The following is a 21,266-nucleotide window of genomic DNA, read 5'->3' on the forward strand; positions in this document are numbered from 1 at the left end:
CCATGCAACGAACTATGAAAACAAATCGATATACAAAATGGATCGCGGTGGCCCTCACCGTTGTGTTGCTGATGCGGTGCGAGAGCTTTGATGAAATGAATCAGAACCCCACCACATCAACCAACATGGACCCCAACATCATGCTGTCTACCATACAGCTGCAGTTGTCGGGTTCGCAATTTGAAGCGCTACGCAACGGCTTCATCTATTCCGGTCACTGGATGCAACAATGGACGGGTGAATACTCGTCTACCGAATATGGCGGAAAGTGTATACGCAACGAAGCCTACATGAGCGCGTTGTGGGTAACACAATATTCCCGCGAAATCAAGAACATCGTCGACATGGTGGAAAGCACCCGGGGCGACGCGGCCAGAGTGAACATCAACTCGGTGTCGCGCATCATGAAGGTGTACATCTTCTCGCGGCTCACCGATTTGTATGGCGACATTCCCTACTTCAATGCAGCCAAGGGATATTACACCGGAACCTACGCGCCGGAATACGACAGCCAGGAAGCGATCTACAACGATTTTTTCAAAGAGCTTGACGAAGCCACCAAAGCCATCGACGCCACCAAAGACAAAGTGACGAGCGACTACTATTTTGAAGGCGACCTTGCCAAGTGGAAGAAATTCGGAAACTCCCTGCGTCTGCGTCTGGCCCTGCGCCTCACCAAAAGAGACGAAGGCAAAGCCAAGACCGAAGCCGAAGCCGCCATTGCCGGTGGCGTGATGACCAGCACGGCCGACATGGCCACCATGAAACACACCAAGGTGTCGTGGAATGGCGGCACGTTTGGAGGCAACGCCGTTTCGTATGTGTTCATGAACCAGGCGCTTGATGCCGAGAAGAGTTTGTTCCGCATCTGCACAACGTTTGTCGATCACCTGGTGAGCACCGGCGACCCGCGCCTGCGCTTGCTGGCTGGCAGCTATCTGGAAGGCGCCAAGCGTCCCAACGACATCACCGACCAGGTGCTGGCCAAAGTGGGAAGTTATCACGCCATGGCTTTGCCCCCCAGCTATTTCACCTACGAAGCCAACCAGCTTGGCGGCGCTGTGGAAGTGACGGTGGCTGGCGCGCCCGTGCAAGTGACGCGCGAATACCAGAGCCTCCAGCCCTCGCGTTGGATTTCTGAAATTGAAGCACCCTACATCATGATGAGCTATGCCGAAGTGGAACTGTGGCTGGCCGAAGCGGCCTTCCGCACCTGGAACACCGGCGCAACCGCAGCACAACACTATGCCAATGCCCTCGAAGCCGGTGTGAAAGAAATGACCGTGTATGGCGCACCCGAAGTAGCACAAAACGTGATCAGCGATTTTGTGGCAGACAACGCACTCACAGCAGGGCAGGAGCTGAAACAAATCAACACGGCGTTGTGGGTTGAGTTTGCCCTGAACGGACAGGAAGCTTATGCCAACTGGAGAAGGTCGGGCTTTCCCGCGCTGGTCTATCCAAACCGCGACCCGGGTGTGAACGAATCGAATGGACAGATTCCCAGAAGAATGCAATATCCGCAGGAGGAATTTGACTACAACACGGCAAACGTGCGCGCCGCCGTGGCACTGCTGCCCGCAGGCAAAGACGATTGGACAAGTCCGGTTTGGTGGGATAAACAATAATCACAGTAAAGAAATCAGATTATGAAAAGAATACAGTATATAGGAATATGCCTGATGGCGCTGGTGATGGGGTTGTCGGGTTGTGAAGACCCTATAGAAAACCCGTCGTTTGGTCCCGATGAACAACCGCGCATCTTTGGATGGAGCACCGTCAACAAATATTTTGTCGACATCAAAGACTCGCTGGTCATCGACATGAAAATTTCGCCCAGTGCGGGCGCCACCTACAAGTGGTTTGTGAACGACGTGGAAGTGAGCAGCAAACGCCGCTTCAGCTATAAGTTCAGCGACACCGAAACCTACCGGATCAAGTTTGAAGTGGACCGCAACGGTGTGAAGAACTCACGTCAGGGCGATGCCATCGTGACCAAACCGTTTGTGGCAAAAACCTACAACAAAAAAGTGGTAGGCTTCATGACACGCGACGGTTCGCTGGAAACCATCAACCTGAAAAACCTGACACACCTGGTGATCTCTTCGGCCGTGGTGGAAGAAATTGGCGATCAATTGGTAGACACCACATTCACCACGCTCAACATTCCGCTCATCATCAAGGCTGCACACAACGAAGGCGTGTATGTGTTGCTTGACGTGACGGGCAGACTGGTGAACATGACCGGCGGCGGCGAATATGCCAGCTATGGTTTCTATAACGTTATCAAAGATGTGGACAAGCGCGACAAGGCCATCGCGGCATTCCTGAAGTTTGCCAAGAACAACGCCTTCGACGGGGTGAACATTTATCTGAACAACGCGTCGGAAGATGCGGGCATTCTGAAACCCGCCATCACGTTGCCGTTCTATCAGGCCGTGGCCGCAGCGTTGCCCGAAGGACCAAACGGCAAGTTCTTCTACACGGCATCTGCCATGGGCGGATGGCTCACCAGCGAGCTCAAGCCCATCACGCAAGTGGAAGAAATTGATTGGGTAAACCTGCATCCCTTCCGCTATGGTGCACCCGAAATTTCGGAAGACGCACCCTATAGCGGCTTTGTTGATCTGGCCGCCACATGGGAAAGCTTTGGCATGCCGAAGGAAAAAATCGTGAACGGCATTCCCGCCTTTGGCCTGCACTACATCTATCCGCACGACGGCACCACCGTGGGCTGGGGCAACATGTGGCTCTATACTTCCTACGATAGCTACAAGAGCATCCTGGCGCGCGACGCACAAGCCTACACGAAAAACAAACTGGATGTAGACGACGGCATCTTCTATGACGGCCATCCGGCTGCGCAGAAAAAATCGCAGTATGTGCTGGATCAGGGCTTGGGTGGTGTGATGGTGTGGGGTATTGAAAACGACACACAAGACCAATCCAAATCGTTGGTGAAAGCCGTGAGCACGGCGTTGGGCAATGACTAGAGCTCAACATGCAACAGGACCACAGGATAACTTGAAAGACGCTATGAAAAACAAATTTAAAATCATGAAGGCAGGCATCCTGTGGGCCTTCATGCTACTGGGTGGCGTGGCCTCGGCGCAACTGAAAGTGGTGGGCTATGTGGGCAACGAAGATCCGCTGGTTTCGGTCGACTACTCAAGGGTCACACACCTGAACATGGCCTTTGTGAATCCCACCGATGCCGCAGGAACGCTGAGCTTCACCAACTGGCAACAAAGCGCCATCCCGATGAAGACACAGTATGTGACAAGCGCACACGCGCAGGGACGCAAAGTGCTGGCCTCACTGGCCGGTGGCACGGCGTCCGAAAATGCCGCCATGCGCAACCGCTACTTCAACCTCATCAGCGATGCGAACCGCGCGGGCTTTGTGCAGAAGATTGTCGACTTCGTGAAGAACAACAACCTCGACGGCATCGACGTGGACCTGGAAGGTGCGGCCATCAACGCCGACTATGGAAAGTTTGTGATCGCCCTCTGCAACGCCCTTCAACCCCAGGGCAAACTGGTGACGGCCGCATTGTCGCACCTGAACGGCGCCGCGAATGTTCCCACCGATGCCATGAATCGTTTCGACTTTCTGAACATCATGGCCTACGACCGAACCGGTCCGTGGAATCCATCATCGCCCGGACAACACGCGTCGTTCGATTTTGCCGAGGAGAGCGTGAACTACTGGACGGCCAGGGGACTGGCACCCTCGAAATGTATTCTGGGTGTGCCCTTCTATGGCTACAGCTTCGGCGCCGACAACACCGCGCGAACCTATGCCTACATTGTTGACAACTTCCCCGGCGCCGAAAACAAAGACGACGTGACGGCCAATGGCACCACGATCTATTACAACGGCACGGCCACCATACAACAAAAGGCGCAATACGTGAAAGACCACGAACTGGGCGGCATCATGATCTGGAACGTGAGCCAGGACAAACCTTCGTCAGACACCAGGTCGTTGCTCCGCGCCATTGACGATGTTCTGAAAATTTCGTCTATCGTGACAGACGCTGCCGATGAAAGAAAGGAGAACAGCATAAAGGTTTTTCCAAACCCCGCTAGTTCCCTACTAACCATCAAGGCGGGTGATGATTATAGGAAAGGAACAATACGCATTGTAGACAGTATGGGAACCGTGCGCGTCTATGAAAAGTATTCCGGAACAGACGTCGACGTGTCATCTTTTTCACCGGGTGCCTACCTGGTGTTGTTGGAAAATGGCAGCCGGTCGGCCACTGTGAAATTTGTGAGACAATGAAATAGTGATGTAGTATTCCTGAAGCAGTGGGGTAGCCGGAATTTGGGTTTTCCCGGAATACTCCGCTGCTTTTTTTGATGACGGATTTATGGTTAACAAGTTGTTCGTTGTGTAACAACCGTTGTATGTGTTTTTTTGAAGCGCTGACTTTTGTGTAGAGTCAGCGCTTTTTTTATGGAGCATGCCGCGGGTTTCTTTCCGCAAGAATCAGGTTGATGACCATTGGTGAAAACACAAGCTTTGTGTATACAAAAAGAAAAGGTATGCACATCACATCAGAACCCGCCATTCTTTATTTTGGCACCCCGGTGGTGCTGGTCAGCACCGTGAACGAAGATGGAAGCTACAACCTCGCGCCGATATCGTCGGTGTTCTGGCTGGGATGGCGCTGTGTCATTGGCATGGGCGCGGTGTCGAAGACGGTAGAGAATCTGTTGCGCACAAAACACTGCGTACTCAACCTGCCCTCTGTGCACGAAGCAGCCCAGGTCAACGCACTGGCGCTCACCACGGGCTCCGACCCGGTGCCCGAAGGAAAAAAGCTGAAAGGCTATCAAACTGTGCGCAACAAATTTGAGCGCGCAGGATTCACACCCGAAGCCTCATTGCACGTGGCGTCGCCCCGCGTGCAGGAATGCCCTGTTCACCTGGAAGCCGAAGTGGCCACCGTGCACGGCCTGGCCGAAGACGATCCCGCCAAGGCCGGCCGCATCGTCACCATCGAACTGCGCATTGTGAAGGTGCACGTGGACCACACCATCCTTGCCGACGGCGAACCCAACCGCATCGACCCCGACAAATGGCGACCGTTGATGATGAGCTTTCAGAAATTCTATGGTCTTGGCAAACAGGTACATGCGTCCACGCTGGCCGAGATACCCGAGCACCTCTATCGGTAGGTAAAGAAAACGTCTTAAAAAGGTAACATGAGCCCATTGTAATCTGACGTCACAAGCTATTCTTTTGCGGGATCTAAGCCGCCGGGGGTTTACCTTGCGACTGTATCTTTGTTGCTCATGAAAAAAACATATTCACTCCTCATCCTCATCCTCATCCTGCTGGCCTGCCACGCGGGCGCACAAAACGCGGCCCCGAAAATGCACGCCCACAATGACTATATCCACCCCGTGCCTTTCTGGGAAGCGTTTGCCAATGGCTACGAATCCATTGAAGCCGATGTGTTTCTTCACAACGGCGCCGTGGTGGTGGCCCACGAAGAAGAAAGCATTTCGCCCCAGCGCACCCTCGAAGCCTTGTATCTCGCGCCCTTGCGTGAAGCCTTTTCGCCCGCACTGGGCAAGCGACGCAACCTGCAGTTTTTAATCGATATCAAATCCGATCCCTATCAAACCCTGGCCCAGGTAGTGAAGGTGCTGGAGCCTTACAAAGACCTGACGCGCACTGCCGATCGCGCAGGCGTGGAGGTGGTGATTTCCGGAAACCGCCCCGCGCCCAAAGACTATGTGAACTATCCCGACTATATCCGCTTCGACTATCAAAGCATCGACCGCGGCGCCGATGTGCCATGGCAAAAAGTGGCCATGGTGAGCTTTGCGTTCAAAACATTTTCGGAGTGGAATGGCCTGGGCCGCATGACCGATGCGGATAGGCACGCCGTGTCAGACATCATTACCAAAGTGCACGCCACCGGCAAACCCATTCGCTTCTGGGCCACGCCCGACATTTCTACTGCATGGCGCGCACTGGCCGACTTGGGTGTGGACTTCATCAACACCGATCACCTGTTTCAGGCCGCAGCCTTTGTGCACAACATGCCCCGTGAGCGTTACATCGCCAAAACAAAAACAACGCCCTACACACCCACCTTCGCCTCCGACGGAAAAGAAAAGAAAATCAAGAACGTGATCCTCTTCATTGGCGACGGCATGGGCCTCGCACAGGTAACGGCTGGCATGGTGGGCAACGGCAACACATTGTCGCTTACACAACTGAAAAACATCGGCCTCAGCAAAACCCAATCGGCCGACGATTTCACTACCGACTCAGCGGCAGGAGCAACGGCACTATCAACCGGTAAGAAAACAAAGAACCGCTACATCGGCATGGCTGCGGACGCCACGCGTCTCGAAAACCTTTCTGAATATGTGCGCCGTTTTCAATTCAACACCGGCGTGATCACCACCGACCGCGTGACAGGTGCAACACCGTCGTCGTTCTATGCACACCGAACCGACCGGGGCATGACCGAAGCCATCGCAGGCGACCTGTCAACCAGCGGCCTCACCGTGTTTGTGGGTGCCGGTGAAGAAGATTTTACGACGAGCCGCAAGGCCTTGCAGGATGCAGGATTTACGTTGACAACTTCGCTGAAAGACATTTCCACATCGCACGACAAACGCGTTGGATTTTTTGCAGCCCCGGGCGACCTGCCCGGCAAAACTTCCGGAAGAGACAACTACTTGCCCGAAGCCGTCGACGCCACACTCGCGTTTCTGACGGAAAAGAAACAACCCTTCTTCCTGATGGTGGAAGGCGCCAAAGTGGACTCGGGCGGACATGCCAACGACCTGGGCACCGTGGTGGAAGAAATGATCGACATGGACAAAGCCCTTGCCTCGGCACTTCGCTTTGCCGACGCCAATGGAGAAACCCTCATCGTTGTGACGGCCGATCATGAAACAGGAGGACTGTCGTTGCCGCAAGGTGACCTGGCACAACGCCAGGTGGCCGGCCAGTTTCAATCCAACGATCACTCGGCGATTATGGTGCCAGTGTTTGCCTATGGACCACACGCTGGTGCCTTCAGAGGGGTGTATGAGAACACAGAGATCCACCGTGTCATCGTGGAGTTGTTGAAGAAATATTACAAGTAGAGATGACGACCAAATCGATCTTGCTGACTGGACTGTTGCTGACATTTTTTGTTGTCGGTGCCAGCAGCCAACGCTCCAGGGAAACGGTGAGCGGTCGTGTGTTTTTGGATGACAACCACAACGGCATTTTTGAAGCTTCAGAAAAACCGTTGGCTGGTGTGATGATTTGCAACGGAGAAGATATTGTCCGCACCGACCCGCAGGGACACTACAGTCTTTCCCTTCGCAAGGATCGCGCTGTGTTTGTGGTGAAGCCCGCCGGATATAGTGTGCCACAAACAAACGACCATCGTCCGCAAGGTTATCGTCTGCCCGCACAAATCGCAACGCAGAAAGGACGCGTCGACTTTCCACTCTACAAAAATGAAGAAGGCGATTCCTTCACCATCGCCCTGCTGGGCGACCCGCAAGTGGACGCCATGGACGACATCCATCATGTGAGCAAACTGGTTACGGAAGAGCTGGCCTTGCACAAACCTGATTTCATGGTGCCCCTCGGCGACCTCACGTTCGACAACCTGTCGATGTTCGATCCGCTGGCCAAGACACTGGGTCTTGTTGGTTCTCCCCTCTACTACACCATCGGCAATCACGACCTCAACTTCGGCAAGTCACACCTGCACGAACGCGACGACAGTTTTGAAGCAGCCTTTGGACCATCCTATTATGCGTTTGAATATGGCGCATCCCTTTTCCTGGTGCTCAACGATATCTATCCCACTTCGGCGCGTGCCTATGAAGGCCGCATCGACGACCAGCAGATGCACTTCATCCAAAACCTGCTTGCGCTGGAGAGTCGCGACAAACCCGTATACATCTTTCTTCACATTCCCCTGGAGTTTGTAGAAAACCGGCAAGCCTTGCTCGACCTTTTGCAGGAACGCGAGAATGTGTTTGTGGGGAGTGGTCACACGCACACCCAATACCACAACTACTATGCGCGCCCGGGTCGCAAGCCCGTGCACGAACTGGTGGCCGGTGCCGTGTGTGGGGCATGGTGGCAAGGCCCTCACGATGTGCAGGGGATTCCATTCGCGCTGATGTATGACGGCACACCAAAAGGTTATTGGTACATGCACATCAACCAATCAACATACACGCTCGACTACAAGGCGTCATCATACGCACCCGAAAAGCAAATGGATTTGTGGGCACCCGAAGTAAACGAATGGGACACGGTGCTGAACGTGCTAAACACCGACACGCTATACGCCAACATCTATGCCGCCGACGCCTTCACCACGGTGAAGCTGCAATGGGACAATGCCGGCCCATGGCAATCCATGGAACGACACGAAGGCGTGGCACCGTTGTTTGCGCGCTTGCAGAAACTTCAGGCACTGGGCCGCTTTGCATCCGCACACGGCTCGCCCATTCCCGACGAGCAAACGTCAAGCAAGCACCTGTGGAGATTCGCCATCCCGAAAAACCTTTCCCCCGGCCCACACCTGGTGACGGTGACGGCCGAACGGGAAACCTACGGACTCAAAGCCATTGGAAAGAAAGTGGTGTGGGTGAAATGACAAAAAGGAGCGTGTCGTTTTTTAGGTTGACACTTCCGATTCAACATTGTCAAACGCTATTTAAAAAAGAAAGCACCCCGACTTGTCGGGGTGCTTTCAAACAGCTAACAATTACTCGTCAACTGTGTAAGCAATGTAACGTGCGTTACGGTTTGGGATTAGGAACCAGCTTACCTTTGTCGTCGAAACGATAGGTCTGTGGTTGTCCTCCCTGATTCATCATCTGAACCGTGTAGCCGGAGTTAGCGTCGCTTTTGTAGATCGTAGAGTTCGTTTCCCAGCCCTTGTATTCGGGGCTTTGCAACGTTTGACGCAACGAGGCAGGAATTTCGGCAGTCTTTATTTGCGTCATGCCCTTGGTGGCATCGTTCGAATAGTTCTGGCTTTGTTGAGGCGCGGGCTGCTGTTGTTCAGGAGGAGCAGGTTGCACGCGGGGCTCACCGTTGCGTTGCGTTTTGGTGGTATCAATTTGAGCGAAGGTTGCGGCCGTTCCTACGAACAGCATGCCGGCGGCGAATAACATTATCTTTTTCATATCGATTTTGTTTTTTTTGGTTTACGGCTTTGATTAATCCTATTCAAAATTTCGTGCCACATCAGGATCACGCGAATTGTAGTGGCTGATTGGCGTTGTGTGAGACTGCATTGTGTCACTATTGCTCACATTGATGCGTTATGACGAGAAATGTCTACAACCACCGGTGTGCACGCAATCGTATATCGAAACCTCGTCACACAATTTGTCGGCGATTCGGGAACTATTCGTCGGGGCGTTTCGGAATTTCCGGAGGAGCCGACGGGGGCGTGGTGAGTGGTTCGTGCCCGGGAATGGTCTCCGGTTCCTTCTTTGGCCACACGGTGGGTTCGGGCGTTGGGCCCGGCTTGATTTCAGGTTCCCTTCCCGGAACCGGAATTTCAGTTGGTCTTTCCATTTTCATAATGCGTTCTTTCCAGGAGTCATCGAAGAACTGTGCCAACCCAAACCTGCATTTCACATGTGAAAACTTCGCGTATTTTTGCCTCGCTCAAAAGCCACGCAAATGAACACACCCCAAGCCATCATCTTCGACCTGAACGGCACCATGATCGACGACATGCAATTCCACCTCGAAGAGTGGTATAACGTGATCGTGAACCACCTCGGCGCCAACCTAACCCTGCAGCAGGTGAAGGCCCAGATGTATGGCAGCAACTTCGAATTGTTCGAGCGCGTGTTTGGAAAGGGACGCTACACCCCCGAAGAAATAGAAGCCATCGCCATGATGAAGGAGCGACAATATCAGGAGCGCTTCCGGCCGCACCTTCGCCTCATTGAAGGTCTTCCTCTTTTTCTCGACCGCATTGCACGCAACCAAGTCAAGCTCGGCATCGCTTCGGCTGCACCGCCATTCAACATTGATTTTGTGCTCGATGCCCTCGACATCCGAAAGCAGTTCGGCGCCGTGGTGAGCGCCGCCGATGTTAAAAAAAGCAAGCCCGATCCGGAGCCTTTTCTGAAAGCTGCCCAGCAACTTGGCGTAGCTCCCGAACACTGCCTCGTTTTTGAAGACGCTCCCAAAGGCATCGAGGCCGCCCTGCGCGCGGGCATGAAGGCCGTGGCAATCACCACGATACACACCGCAGCCGAGTTCAGCCAATATCCCGACGTTCTCTTCTTTATTAAGGACTATACCGACCCCCGGCTGTCCACCCTGATCCCGGAATAATAATTGCCCGATATTTTTATAAATGTTTATTATACACTTATAAAATAATATGTATCTTCACCGTTCAAACGATTGAATGGAATGAACGATGCTTATGTGATTGGGCTGGATTATGGAACCGACTCGGTGCGGGCCATGATTGCCGATGCCCGTTCGGGGGAGGAGATAGCTTCCTCCGTCTATTATTATCCGCGGTGGCGCGATGGTTTGTTTTGTGATGCTTCGCGCAATCAATTCCGCCAACACCCGCTCGACTATGTGGAAGGGTTGGAGGCCGCCATCAAGGCGTGTCTGCAACAGGCGGGCCCTTCGGTTCTCAGTGCCATCAAAGCCATTGCCATAGACACCACCGGATCAACACCCGTGGCCGTAGATAGCAAAGGCACACCGCTGGCGCTCACACCCGGGTTCGAAAAAAATCCCAACGCCATGTTTGTGTTGTGGAAGGACCATACCTCCACCAAAGAAGCAGCCGAGATCAACCGGCATGCCCTCAAGTTCGATGTGAACTACCTGCAATTTGTGGGCGGCATCTACTCGTCGGAGTGGTTTTGGGCAAAGTTGCTCCACGTGTTGCGCGCCGATGCCGACGTGCGGCAAGCATGCCACTCGTGGGTGGAACATTGCGACTGGATTCCCTTCCTGCTCACCGGCGGCAACGACGTGCGCGCCATGAAGCGTGGCGTTTGTTCGGCGGGACACAAAGCGTTGTGGGCCGCTGAATTTAACGGCCTTCCGCCCGACGTATTTTTCTCGTCGCTCGATCCGTTGCTGAAAGGATTTACCGAACGCCTTTTCAAAGATACCTACACCGCCGACAAACCTGCCGGAACATTAAGCCCCGAATGGGCTACACGCCTCGGTCTCAACACCAACGTTGTGGTGGGTGTGGGAGCGTTCGACTGCCACATGGGCGCGGTGGGTGGACAGATAGAACCCTACCACCTCAGCAAAGTGATGGGCACATCCACGTGCGACATGATGGTGGTGCCCGTGGCCGACATGGAAGGCAAACTGGTGCGCGGCATCTGTGGCCAGGTGAACGGCTCGATCATTCCCGGCATGATGGGACTTGAAGCGGGCCAGTCTGCCTTTGGCGACACCTATGCCTGGTTCCGGAATTTCCTGCTGTGGCCCACCGAAACATTTTTGAAATCGTCGACGCTCATCTCTCCCGAGATAGCCGAAAAACTAAAAGCCGAAATTGCCGACAAGATGGTGCCCGAACTTTCGCGCCAGGCAGCAGCCCTGCCGTTGACGGAAGAAAACGAGCTGGCCATCGACTGGCTGAACGGCCGCCGCACACCCGATGCAAACCAATTGCTGAAAGGCGCCGTGACCGGTTTAAGTTTAGGCTCCGATGCGCCGCGATTATTTAAGGCCTGGGTTGAAGCCACATGCTTTGGTGCCAAAGCCATTGTGGATCGGTTCAACAACGAAGACGTTCCCGTGAAAGGCCTTATTGGTCTGGGCGGTGTGGCAAAAAAATCGCCCTACATCATGCAGGTGATGGCCGATGTAATGAACATGCCGTTGCGCATTCACAAGTCGGAGCAAACCTGTGCTGCGGGTGCCGCGATGTTTGCGGCGACAGCGGCGGGGTTGTATCCGTCTGTTACCGATGCCATGAATGCGATGGGGCAGGGGTTTGATGCGGAATATAAACCCGAGCCAAAAGCGGCGGCGTTGTATGCCAAACGCTATCAGCAATATCTCGACCTCGGCACGGTTCTCGAAAACAAGGAAGCTTCTGTCGAAGCTGCACAGTAAACAAGACTTACCTACGACATGAGTCACTACGATCATATCAAAGCGGCCGCCTACGCCGCCAACATGCAATTGCCCAAGCTAGGCCTGGTGGTTTTTACTTTTGGAAATGTGAGTGCCGCCGACCGCGCACTCGGCGTTTTCGCCATCAAGCCCAGCGGTGTTCCTTATGAAGACCTCACGCCCGACAGTATGGTGATTGTGGACTTCGAAGGAAAAACGGTGGAAGGAAAACTCCGGCCCTCGTCCGACACGCGCACGCACGCCGTGCTCTATCGCCACTGGGCCCACATCGGTGGCATTGTGCACACGCACTCCACCTATGCCACGGCCTGGGCACAGGCCCAGCGCGACATCCCCATCTTCGGCACCACACACGCCGACCACAACACTGTAGACATTCCCTGCGCACCGCCCATGGACGATGCCATGATACAAGGCGACTATGAATATGAAACCGGCTTTCAAATCATGAACTGCCTCAACGACCGCAAGCTTCGCTACGAAGAAGTGGAAATGATACTGGTAGGCAACCATGCGCCATTCACCTGGGGCAAAACGCCCGAAAAGGCCGTGTATAACAGTGCCGTGCTGGAGTCGGTTGCGCAGATGGCGTTGTTGACGGAACAAATAAATCCGAGAGCCCCGCGATTGAAAGACTCTCTGATCAAGAAACATTTTGAACGCAAGCACGGCCCCGATTCTTATTACGGCCAGGCATAACAATCATCAAAACATTTTTACAGGAAATTAAAACTGACGATAGAATCATCATGAACGATCTGAAAAAACTCGAAGCCTGGTTTGTCACCGGTAGTCAACATTTGTATGGCGAAGAAACACTGAAGAAAGTAGCCGAACATTCACAACAAATTGCCAAGGCATTGGATGCTGCTGCGGGCATACCCGTGCGCGTGGTGTTCAAGCCCGTGTTGAAATCGCCTGAAGAAATATATCAGCTCTGCCAGGAAGCCAACGCGGCAAAAGACTGCATCGGCATCGTGGCCTGGATGCATACTTTTTCACCGGCTAAAATGTGGATTGGCGGGTTAAAGATTTTGCAAAAGCCCCTCATGCACCTGCACACACAATTTAACCGCGACATTCCCTGGAAGGACATCGACATGGATTTCATGAACCTGAACCAGAGCGCGCACGGCGATCGCGAATTTGGTTTCATCATGTCGCGCATGCGTCTGAACCGTAAAGTGGTGGTGGGTCATTGGGAAGACAAGGGCGTGCAGGAAAAACTGAACGTGTGGATGCGCGCCGCCAGCGGATGGCACGACATGCAAGGCGCAAAGTTTGCGCGCTTTGGCGACAACATGCGCTACGTGGCCGTTACCGACGGCGACAAAGTGGAAGCAGAAATTAAGTTCGGCTACTCCGTGAATGGCTACGGCATTGGCGATCTCGTGAGTGTGATCAACGCCGTGTCGGATGGCGACATCGCTTCGCTCATGGCAGAATACGAATCAAAATATGTGTTGGCCGAAGGCTTGCGCAAGGGCGGACAACAACACGCCTCCCTGCGCGAAGCGGCGAAGATTGAAATTGGCTTGCGCACATTTTTGAAGCAGGGAAATTTTAAAGGCTTCACCGACACGTTCGAAGACCTGCACGGCCTTGTGCAGTTGCCAGGCCTTGCCGTGCAACGCCTCATGGCCGAAGGCTATGGATTTGGTGCCGAAGGCGATTGGAAAACCGCCGCGTTGGTGCGCGCCATGAAAGTGATGGGCAGTGGTTTGAAAGGGGGCAACTCGTTCATGGAAGACTACACCTATCATTTTGACCCGGCACAACAAATGGTGTTGGGTGCACACATGCTGGAAATTTGTGAATCGATTGCCGATGGAAAACCGTCGTGCGAAATTCACCCGTTGGGCATTGGTGGCAAAGCCGATCCGGTGCGACTGGTGTTCAACAGCGCCCCCGGTGCAGCGCTCAACGCGTCCATCATCGACATGGGCAACCGCTTCCGATTGCTGGTGAACGAAGTGGAGGCCGTGAAGCCTTTACACGATTTGCCCAAGCTTCCCGTAGCCCGCGTGTTGTGGAAACCTTATCCCGACATGCTCACCGGTTGTGCCGCGTGGATACTGGCCGGCGGTGCCCACCACACATGCTACAGCCAAAACCTGACGGCAGAGCATCTTCAGGACTTTGCCGAGATGGCCAACATTGAGTTTGTGCTCATCGGAAAAGAAACCAAACTCTACGACTTCAAAAACGAGCTTCGCTGGAACGAAGTGTATTATAAGTAAGAGCCCAAACCCACAGCCCTAAACCAAAACCAAGACCTCAACCTTTGCCCTATGAATAAAGCGCTTGTATTTGCCGACTATGCCGTCTTTGTCGTATACTTTTTTATCGTCGCCGGCTATGGCTACTGGGTATACCAACGAAAGAAAAAGGCGGTGACCGACACCAAGGATTTTTTCCTGGCCGAAGGGTCGCTCACATGGTGGGCCATCGGTGCGTCGCTCATTGCGTCGAATATATCGGCGGAGCAATTCATCGGCATGAGCGGTGAAGGATATTTTGTGGGCATTGCCGTGGCGGCCTATGAATGGATTGCGGCCATCGCGCTCATCATCATCGCAGTGTGGTTCATACCCATTTATCTCAAGAACAAGATCTACACCATGCCGCAGTTTTTGAAAACGCGCTACAACGAAACGGTGGCGTTGATCATGGCGGTGTTCTGGTTGTTCCTCTACATCTTCGTGAACCTCACGTCCATCTTGTATCTCGGCGCCGTGGCCATCAACGGACTGGTGGGAGGGGAGTCGCTGCACATGCTCATGATTGGCCTCGCTGTGTTTGCGTTGGTCATCACCCTGGGCGGCATGAAAGTTATCGGCTACACCGATGTGATTCAGGTTGGGGTGTTGATCATTGGCGGGCTGGCCACCATCTATCTGGCGTTGGTGATGGTGAGCGAAAAATTTGGAATGGGCTCCAGTGCCATCGAGGGATTTGGCGTGTTGATGAGAGAAGCCCCCGATCACTTTCACATGATCCTTTCGAAGCCGGGACCGGACGCGTCGCAGGAGTACATCAACAAATACCTTGTGTTGCCCGGCATCGCCATGTATTTCGCAGGACAGTGGATCGTGAACCTCAACTATTGGGGATGCAACCAATACATCACACAACGGGCGCTGGGTGCCGACCTGCAGACGGCGCGCACCGGCATTCTCTTCGCCGGACTCATCAAGCTGATGATGCCCGTCATTGTGATGTTGCCCGGCATCGCGGCCTATGTGTTGTATAAGAACGGCCACCTGCCACAACTGGAAGGCGGAAGCAAAGACGGCGCTTATTCGGCCATACTTGGTTTTCTGCCCAGCGGTCTGAAAGGCCTCTCCATCGCGGCCCTCACGGCGGCCATTGTGGCGTCGCTGGCCGGAAAGCTCAACAGCATCTCGACAATTTTCACACTCGACATCTACAAAAAATACATCAAGACATCGGCCGATGAAACGGGTATGGTTTGGGTTGGACGTGTCACGGTGCTGGGCGCCATGGTGCTGGCCTTGATCTTCACCTGGAAAGATTTGTTGGGCATTGGTGGCGAAGGCGGGTTCACGTTCATTCAAAAATACACGGGCTTTATCAGTCCCGGGGTGTTTGCCATGTTCATACTCGGCATGTTCTGGAAGCGCACCACGGGTGCGGCGGCCATTGCGGGGGTGATCACGGGCTTTGTGTTGTCGGTGTTCTTCAACCAGTTTGCACCGGAGGTGCTGGGGCATGAGACCCTATTCTACACTGCCTTTCCCAATGGAAAGGGCGGGTTCGAAATACCGTTTCTCATCTGCATGGGCTTGTCGTTCTTCTTCACCATGGCGGTGATGATTGTGATGAGCCTTGCCGGGCCAAAAGTAAACCCGAAGGCCTTTGCCATCGACGCGTCCATGTTTAAGGTGAGCGCCACCACGCAGGTGCTGATCATCGTCACACTTTTATTGTTGACGGCACTATACGTGAAGTTTTGGTAATATGTTGATATTAGCGCAACGTCAACGTCGGGCGAAATGGATATTGGAAAATACAAAAGTCACGATCGCATACTGGTAGCCGTAGATTGCATCATCTTCGGGTTCGATGGCCAGCACCTGCAAGCCTTGCTCATCAAACGGGGTTTTGAACCGGAGAAGGGCAAGTGGTCGCTCATGGGCGGCTTTGTGAACCAGGACGAAAGCACCGACGACGCGGCCATCCGAATCCTGAACCAGCTCACGGGCATGGACAACATCTATATGGAGCAGCTCTATTGCTTCAGCGATGTGAACCGCGACCTGGCGGGCCGGGTCATTTCCATTGCCTATTTTGCGCTCATCAACATCGCAGACTATAACGAACAATTGCAAAGCGAACACGAGGCCCGTTGGTTTCCGTTAGATAAAATTCCAGCCCTCGTGTTCGACCACAAAGAAATGGTGGCCACGGCCAAGGCGCGCCTGCAAGCCAAAGTAACCAACCATCCCATTGGCTTTGAGTTGCTGCCCGAAAAATTCACACTGCCCCAATTGCAAAACCTCTACGAAGCCATCTACGAAAGCGAATTGGACAAGCGCAACTTCACCAAAAAAATACTGGCCCTCGGCATTCTCAACAAGCTCGACGAAAAGGAAAAAGCGTCGTCCAAGAAAGGTGCCTTCTATTATGTGTTCGACAAGAACAAATACCGCAAGCTGCACAGCGAGGGCGTGAAGTTCATTTAGGCCAGCCGTTACATTTTTTTAACCCACAAAAATCCCAAAGTTCCCGGGAGGAGCGGTATGCCGTGCTAGCCAATTTTTGTATACTTTTAGATTGAGAAATCAAGAAGACATCCAATAATCCCCATTTGGAGCTTGATTTGGGCGATTTTTGAAGGGTTTTGATAGCGTAAGCTTCCCTGAGTAGCTACACTCGAATGTAATAATTATCATCGTAAAATGTCTAGCAAGGGAATCTGTAAATTGACCAGTTGACTCACCAAATGCCTTGGTCCTTGGCAAGGGGCACCTGGAGTACCCCTGAGGTAGTGTGCCCAGGGAAAAAAGAATTTCCGTTACATTCGAGAAATAGCTATTACGATAATGGCAACAATGATAATTGTGATTACCAACAATATAGCAAATGTTGCCACAATACTTTTCATTTCGGACGGAGTGGCTTCTTCATCCTCATTATCATAAAAATTGCTCTTCATAATCACGTTTATAAATTATTGAATGGTCTTCCTGCTGCGCCTATAGATGAACCAGATACCTAAAATCGCGCCCAAGAAAATGAGTATACTTGTGCCTTCTAACGGCACAGGCTCAGCTCGCTTGACTCCGGGCTGGCCGTACACAACTGTGTTTGCTAGTACGAAAAGAAGCCCCGAAATTATTTTTGCACGACTCTTCATGTGTCATTTTATTTATTTAAATACTTGTGTCTTATGCACGGCAATAGTCATCATGTGTCCGTGGCGCAAGGAGCAATATCAAAATGATTCACTTGCACATATTGTTTGAGGTTATTCATAGAGCCGAATGAATATCTGCACATTGTGGGGAGCAGGGATGTGGCCACCGAAATACGGCCAAAGCATATAATACACACCACGTTCACATGTGTTGCCACGCTTTATGAATACCGGGGGGTCATTATTTAGAAAGAAGGCGTAGTGATCTTCTCTGATCTCAATTCGGTAATGATTGAATTCATTCAGATCAACAACACCGACAAATTGTTCAAGACGTTCCCGGTTTGCATAGCAGTAGGCATAAATCTCCAGCCTTCCGTTGAGCCACTGCCAGGCAAATCGTGCGCTGTTCTCATGATGAAGGGAATTGCAATCTGAAAATCCAAGCAACTTGTTTTTATTACTCTGTAGTGCGGGATCACCAAAATCATAGATCGCAGTTTCGTTGAACATAGCATCAAATGCTAACGTCCGGCTTTGAAGACTTTCTACCACTCGTGGAAGCGCATAGTGTTCACCTTGTCGTGTGACAAACGTTCTAATGAGCTCCACTTCAGGTTCACAACCCTGGCCGAGTAAAAGCGCTAACGAAGCCAATAGTCCAAACCCCTTGTGCATCATACCAACGAAGATTTAGTTACAATGTATGCCACGGCCGACCATGTAACTATGTTTACAATGACAAGCCATTTTATCATTCTGGTGCAATGGTCCATACGTTGTTCAAACCATATTTTATTCAACTCTGGATAACCGGGATCAAGCAAATCATTTGACTTGTTCATAGTCTATATTTTAATGTTCATGGATGTTTGAGCTGACAGGTATCCTTTCCGGATACTGATGGCAACGTTTAGGTGAAATCGCTTTAGAAGTTTCAACTCCGTAGCAACTGCGGGGCACAACACCAGGAAGTATTTGTTAACGAAGCCCACTCGACTGTTGCCGTAAAATGTTATTCGGTCCGCTTTCATCAGCGGAGCGGAGACGGTCATGCCCCAAAATTGGTCGTGTGGTCTGGTCTGTTCCAGCCTTGATAAAGAGGTTTGGTAGAAAACTCCAAACCTCCATTGAGATTGAACTTCCAGTGAGATTGAACCTCCATATTGATAGTTGTTGATTGTTTTTTCAACCATTGGTGATACTACTACGTGCTGAGCCGACAGCCATGCTGGCGTCACGAAAAGAACCGAGAAAAGTATCTTCCGCTTCATGCTGCTTTTTTCAGATTAGGTATAACGATCGAACACGTTGTCCCTTCGTGTTCTTGCGAATGAATGGAGAATTCAGCACCCAGTTTTTCTGTCAAGGTCTTTACAAGGAACAATCCCAGGCCACCCTGTGATTGAGTCGATGCGCGAAAGAAAGGCTGACAAATTGATGTTTGCTGTTCCTTGCCTATACCGATTCCATTATCACGAATGTTGATCAGCATTCCCCTTTTATTCGACCTTGCACGGATATCGACCTGTCTCACCCGTTTTTCATGGTCGGAAAATTGAATAGCATTTCCGATCACATTTTTAAGGATCAGAAAATTGCAATCGTGATCAGAAACCCATTGGTGACTTTGCTCAATGCTTGCTACAACCTGAAGCCCTTTGTCTCTGATTTCCGGTTTGTACTGATTCAGGATAATATCTACCATGTTGCCGGCATCTAATTCATCACAACTCAGGTCGCGTTGTGAGTGTGTTATGTAGGCTTCCAGATTGCGGATCATCTCCTGCATGTTTTTCGCGCAGCATTGAATAAGGTTGAGACAATTACTCAACTCGTCGGCATTTGCATGGCGGGCTATTTGGGTTAATCCCTGTATGGAAGCCAATGGTCCGCGGAGATCGTGTGAACAACTGCGAGCAAAGCGTTCAATGATCATTTTGCTTTGTGCCAATTCTTCTTTGATTCTATTTTCGCTTTTCTGTTTCATTTGCTGCGTTCTTTAATTTTCCCAAAACTGATTCCAATACTTATCGAGACAGGGTTTATGATACGGGTGTGGTCAAATACCTCGCGGGTACAATGCATTGCCACAGGAACACCGCACGCAACTTCTGCAAACAGATGAATGAAATCTCCATGATCGTTCTCTAGTTGATATTCAGCACCCAAGCCAACATTGAATTGTGTGGTAATTCCTTTTCCCAGAAACTGTTCTTCGGATGTACTAAAGTTGCGTGTGGCGTTCTTATCAAGATAGTTGCCATAGAACTTAATGTGCTGCTGGGAGATACCGCCAATAAAGTATGGCTCTACAGTGTGATGCTTGGGACTGCTGATTCGCAATAAGTACGCATGAGCGGACAAGCCCCCCGTAAACAAGTCGAAGCTATAAGGAAGGGAGGCATCGGAATAGTAGAGCCCTGCATTAACCTTGAGTTTGCCAAACGTATTGGCGACAACACCGCCAACAATAACGCCCAGGTTGCTTACGCGGAGGTGATTAAGTTCGGTAAGGTTACTTTTCAGCGTGTAGATAGGTCTGCCCAAGGCAAGTTCATATCCCAGGTAAACAGGTTTGTTAGTTCTCTTGCTGACACTATCGGTCTGCAGGTAAGACTCTGCTGTATAACCATACTCCTTGATAGTGGTCGTTGGTGCCTGGCCTTTTACCACACACGACTTGAACGATAGAAACAAGCACAAAATGGCAATCAGCCATCGCGTGAGGCTGTCGCCTTCGAGTCTTCTTTTTGCTGTCATAACTTTGCTGTTTAGTATGGCTAAAGTGCAACTCAGAAGCGCAGGAAAAATCAGCTATAGCTGATTCCAAAAAATCAGATAATGGGAATCGTCAAGGATAATTATATGCCTTGACGCGAGTGACGATCGCGCCTTGGGCTATTAAGAACACGCACAAGTGCGTGGGCAGGCTACAGGAATTATCTTAATCCTGTTCAGGGCGAGTGAAATTTGCGTGGCGAATAGATCCGGCCAGACAGACGGAGGCATCAGATAAATCTGATCTGAGTAAGATCAAGACTACAATTAAGCTAAACGGGTATTTTAAAATTCAATCAATTCATTTTTGATTGCATACTTGACCAGTTCAGCGGTGTTTTTTAATCCGAGTTTGTCAAGGATATGCATTTTATGCGTATTCACTGTCTTTGTACTGATAAATAGTTGGTCCGCCACTTCCTTGTCGGACTTTCCCGATGCGACCAGTTGAAGAACTTCCATTTCGCGTTTACTCAGGTTTGTGAGCTCAAGGTGCTGTTTTGTCTGGCGTGCTGAAACTTCCCTGCTATAGAAGTCTTCAAAAACCAGGCTCGTGATCGCTTCATTGAAATATTTCTCGCCTTTACTCACAACGCGAATGGCCTCTATGAGGGTGGATTTTTGCACATCTTTCGGAAGGTAGCCGTCAATGCCAGATTGTATTCCGGCAGATACAAGTTCCTTCTTTACCTCCATAGAAAGTAAAATCACTTTTACTTTGTTGTTGCGTTCTTTCACCCAGCGCGTTGCCTCAATTCCGGTCATACCTTTCATGTGTATATCCATGATGATGACGTCGGGATTAAGATCTCTCATTTTACTGATCAGTTCTTCACCACTTGAGAGCGACCCAACGATTTGTATATCATCGAACTGCGCCAACATGATGGCGATTGAATCGCGAACGATAGTGTGATCATCGACTAGTAAAACTTTGATCCGTGCCACGAGCTTTTATTTAATT

The 21,266-nt window shown here is 51.5% G+C and carries 19 protein-coding genes; 12 read left to right on the forward strand and 7 right to left on the reverse strand.

Annotation, left to right across the window (positions count from 1 at the left end; genetic code table 11):
• Nucleotides 1–14: 14 nt before the first annotated feature.
• The 6 genes from JI741_RS24560 to JI741_RS24585 all read left to right on the forward strand — a co-directional run bounded on the left by JI741_RS24560 (nt 15) and on the right by JI741_RS24585 (nt 8,644).
• Nucleotides 15–1,628 carry a SusD/RagB family nutrient-binding outer membrane lipoprotein gene (locus tag JI741_RS24560; RefSeq protein ID WP_202014088.1) on the forward strand — a complete coding sequence of 538 codons (1,614 nt, stop codon included), beginning with the start codon at nt 15–17 and terminating at the stop codon, nt 1,626–1,628.
• A gap of 21 nt (nt 1,629–1,649) precedes the next feature.
• Nucleotides 1,650–2,993 carry a glycosyl hydrolase family 18 protein gene (locus JI741_RS24565; RefSeq protein ID WP_202014089.1) on the forward strand — a complete coding sequence of 448 codons (1,344 nt, stop codon included), beginning with the start codon at nt 1,650–1,652 and terminating at the stop codon, nt 2,991–2,993.
• A gap of 43 nt (nt 2,994–3,036) precedes the next feature.
• Nucleotides 3,037–4,287, forward strand: a complete 1,251-nt coding sequence (locus JI741_RS24570; protein ID WP_202014090.1) for a glycosyl hydrolase family 18 protein — start codon at nt 3,037–3,039, stop codon at nt 4,285–4,287.
• 263 nt (nt 4,288–4,550) lie between these two features.
• Entirely contained in the window at nt 4,551–5,186 is a 636-nt protein-coding gene (locus JI741_RS24575; RefSeq protein WP_236676261.1) for a flavin reductase family protein, read from the forward strand.
• A 117-nt stretch (nt 5,187–5,303) separates the two neighbouring features.
• Nucleotides 5,304–7,121: an alkaline phosphatase gene (locus tag JI741_RS24580; protein ID WP_236676262.1), complete on the forward strand. Its 1,818-nt coding sequence runs from the start codon at nt 5,304–5,306 to the stop codon at nt 7,119–7,121.
• A 2-nt stretch (nt 7,122–7,123) separates the two neighbouring features.
• On the forward strand, nt 7,124–8,644 hold the full coding sequence (locus JI741_RS24585; protein WP_202014093.1) for a calcineurin-like phosphoesterase C-terminal domain-containing protein: 1,521 nt from the start codon (nt 7,124–7,126) through the stop codon (nt 8,642–8,644).
• A 145-nt stretch (nt 8,645–8,789) separates the two neighbouring features.
• Here the strand turns inward: JI741_RS24585 and JI741_RS24590 are convergent, their stop codons facing one another.
• Both JI741_RS24590 and JI741_RS24595 read right to left on the reverse strand, forming a co-directional pair.
• On the reverse strand, nt 8,790–9,179 hold the full coding sequence (locus JI741_RS24590) for a hypothetical protein (RefSeq protein WP_202014094.1): 390 nt from the start codon (nt 9,177–9,179) through the stop codon (nt 8,790–8,792).
• A gap of 223 nt (nt 9,180–9,402) precedes the next feature.
• The gene (locus JI741_RS24595) at nt 9,403–9,576 is read right to left on the reverse strand and encodes a hypothetical protein (RefSeq protein WP_202014095.1); all 174 of its coding nucleotides are present in this window, start codon (nt 9,574–9,576) and stop codon (nt 9,403–9,405) included.
• A gap of 108 nt (nt 9,577–9,684) precedes the next feature.
• On the opposite strand from JI741_RS24595, the gene JI741_RS24600 reads away from it, so the two are divergent.
• The 6 genes from JI741_RS24600 to JI741_RS24625 all read left to right on the forward strand — a co-directional run bounded on the left by JI741_RS24600 (nt 9,685) and on the right by JI741_RS24625 (nt 16,847).
• Nucleotides 9,685–10,350, forward strand: a complete 666-nt coding sequence (locus JI741_RS24600; protein ID WP_202014096.1) for an HAD family hydrolase — start codon at nt 9,685–9,687, stop codon at nt 10,348–10,350.
• Between the two features lie 81 nt (nt 10,351–10,431).
• Nucleotides 10,432–12,120 (forward strand): ribulokinase, encoded by a 1,689-nt coding sequence (locus JI741_RS24605; RefSeq protein ID WP_202014097.1) that lies wholly within the window; start codon nt 10,432–10,434, stop codon nt 12,118–12,120.
• Nucleotides 12,121–12,138: 18 nt separating this feature from the next.
• A complete protein-coding gene (locus tag JI741_RS24610; protein WP_202014098.1) occupies nt 12,139–12,840 on the forward strand; it encodes an L-ribulose-5-phosphate 4-epimerase in 702 nt (233 codons plus the stop codon).
• 50 nt (nt 12,841–12,890) lie between these two features.
• Nucleotides 12,891–14,381, forward strand: a complete 1,491-nt coding sequence (gene araA, locus JI741_RS24615; RefSeq protein WP_202014099.1) for an L-arabinose isomerase — start codon at nt 12,891–12,893, stop codon at nt 14,379–14,381.
• A gap of 51 nt (nt 14,382–14,432) precedes the next feature.
• On the forward strand, nt 14,433–16,121 hold the full coding sequence (locus tag JI741_RS24620; RefSeq protein WP_202014100.1) for a sodium:solute symporter family transporter: 1,689 nt from the start codon (nt 14,433–14,435) through the stop codon (nt 16,119–16,121).
• 36 nt (nt 16,122–16,157) lie between these two features.
• Nucleotides 16,158–16,847: an NUDIX hydrolase gene (locus tag JI741_RS24625; RefSeq protein WP_202014101.1), complete on the forward strand. Its 690-nt coding sequence runs from the start codon at nt 16,158–16,160 to the stop codon at nt 16,845–16,847.
• 785 nt (nt 16,848–17,632) lie between these two features.
• Here the strand turns inward: JI741_RS24625 and JI741_RS24630 are convergent.
• The 5 genes from JI741_RS24630 to JI741_RS33120 all read right to left on the reverse strand — a co-directional run bounded on the left by JI741_RS24630 (nt 17,633) and on the right by JI741_RS33120 (nt 21,250).
• On the reverse strand, nt 17,633–18,202 hold the full coding sequence (locus tag JI741_RS24630; protein WP_202014102.1) for a hypothetical protein: 570 nt from the start codon (nt 18,200–18,202) through the stop codon (nt 17,633–17,635).
• A gap of 167 nt (nt 18,203–18,369) precedes the next feature.
• On the reverse strand, nt 18,370–18,795 hold the full coding sequence (locus tag JI741_RS24635) for a hypothetical protein (RefSeq protein WP_202014103.1): 426 nt from the start codon (nt 18,793–18,795) through the stop codon (nt 18,370–18,372).
• Nucleotides 18,792–19,511, reverse strand: coding sequence for a sensor histidine kinase (locus tag JI741_RS24640; RefSeq protein WP_202014104.1), 720 nt, complete (start codon nt 19,509–19,511; stop codon nt 18,792–18,794). Before JI741_RS24640 ends, JI741_RS24635 begins: the two co-directional genes overlap by 4 nt.
• Entirely contained in the window at nt 19,508–20,284 is a 777-nt protein-coding gene (locus JI741_RS24645) for a hypothetical protein (RefSeq protein WP_202014105.1), read from the reverse strand. The genes JI741_RS24640 and JI741_RS24645 overlap by 4 nt, the downstream gene beginning before the upstream one ends.
• Nucleotides 20,285–20,587: 303 nt before the next feature.
• On the reverse strand, nt 20,588–21,250 hold the full coding sequence (locus JI741_RS33120) for a response regulator transcription factor (RefSeq protein ID WP_202014106.1): 663 nt from the start codon (nt 21,248–21,250) through the stop codon (nt 20,588–20,590).
• Nucleotides 21,251–21,266: the final 16 nt, after the last annotated feature.

This window comes from Chryseolinea lacunae (assembly GCF_016735595.1).
Taxonomy (GTDB): Bacteria; Bacteroidota; Bacteroidia; order Cytophagales; family Cyclobacteriaceae; genus Chryseolinea; species Chryseolinea lacunae.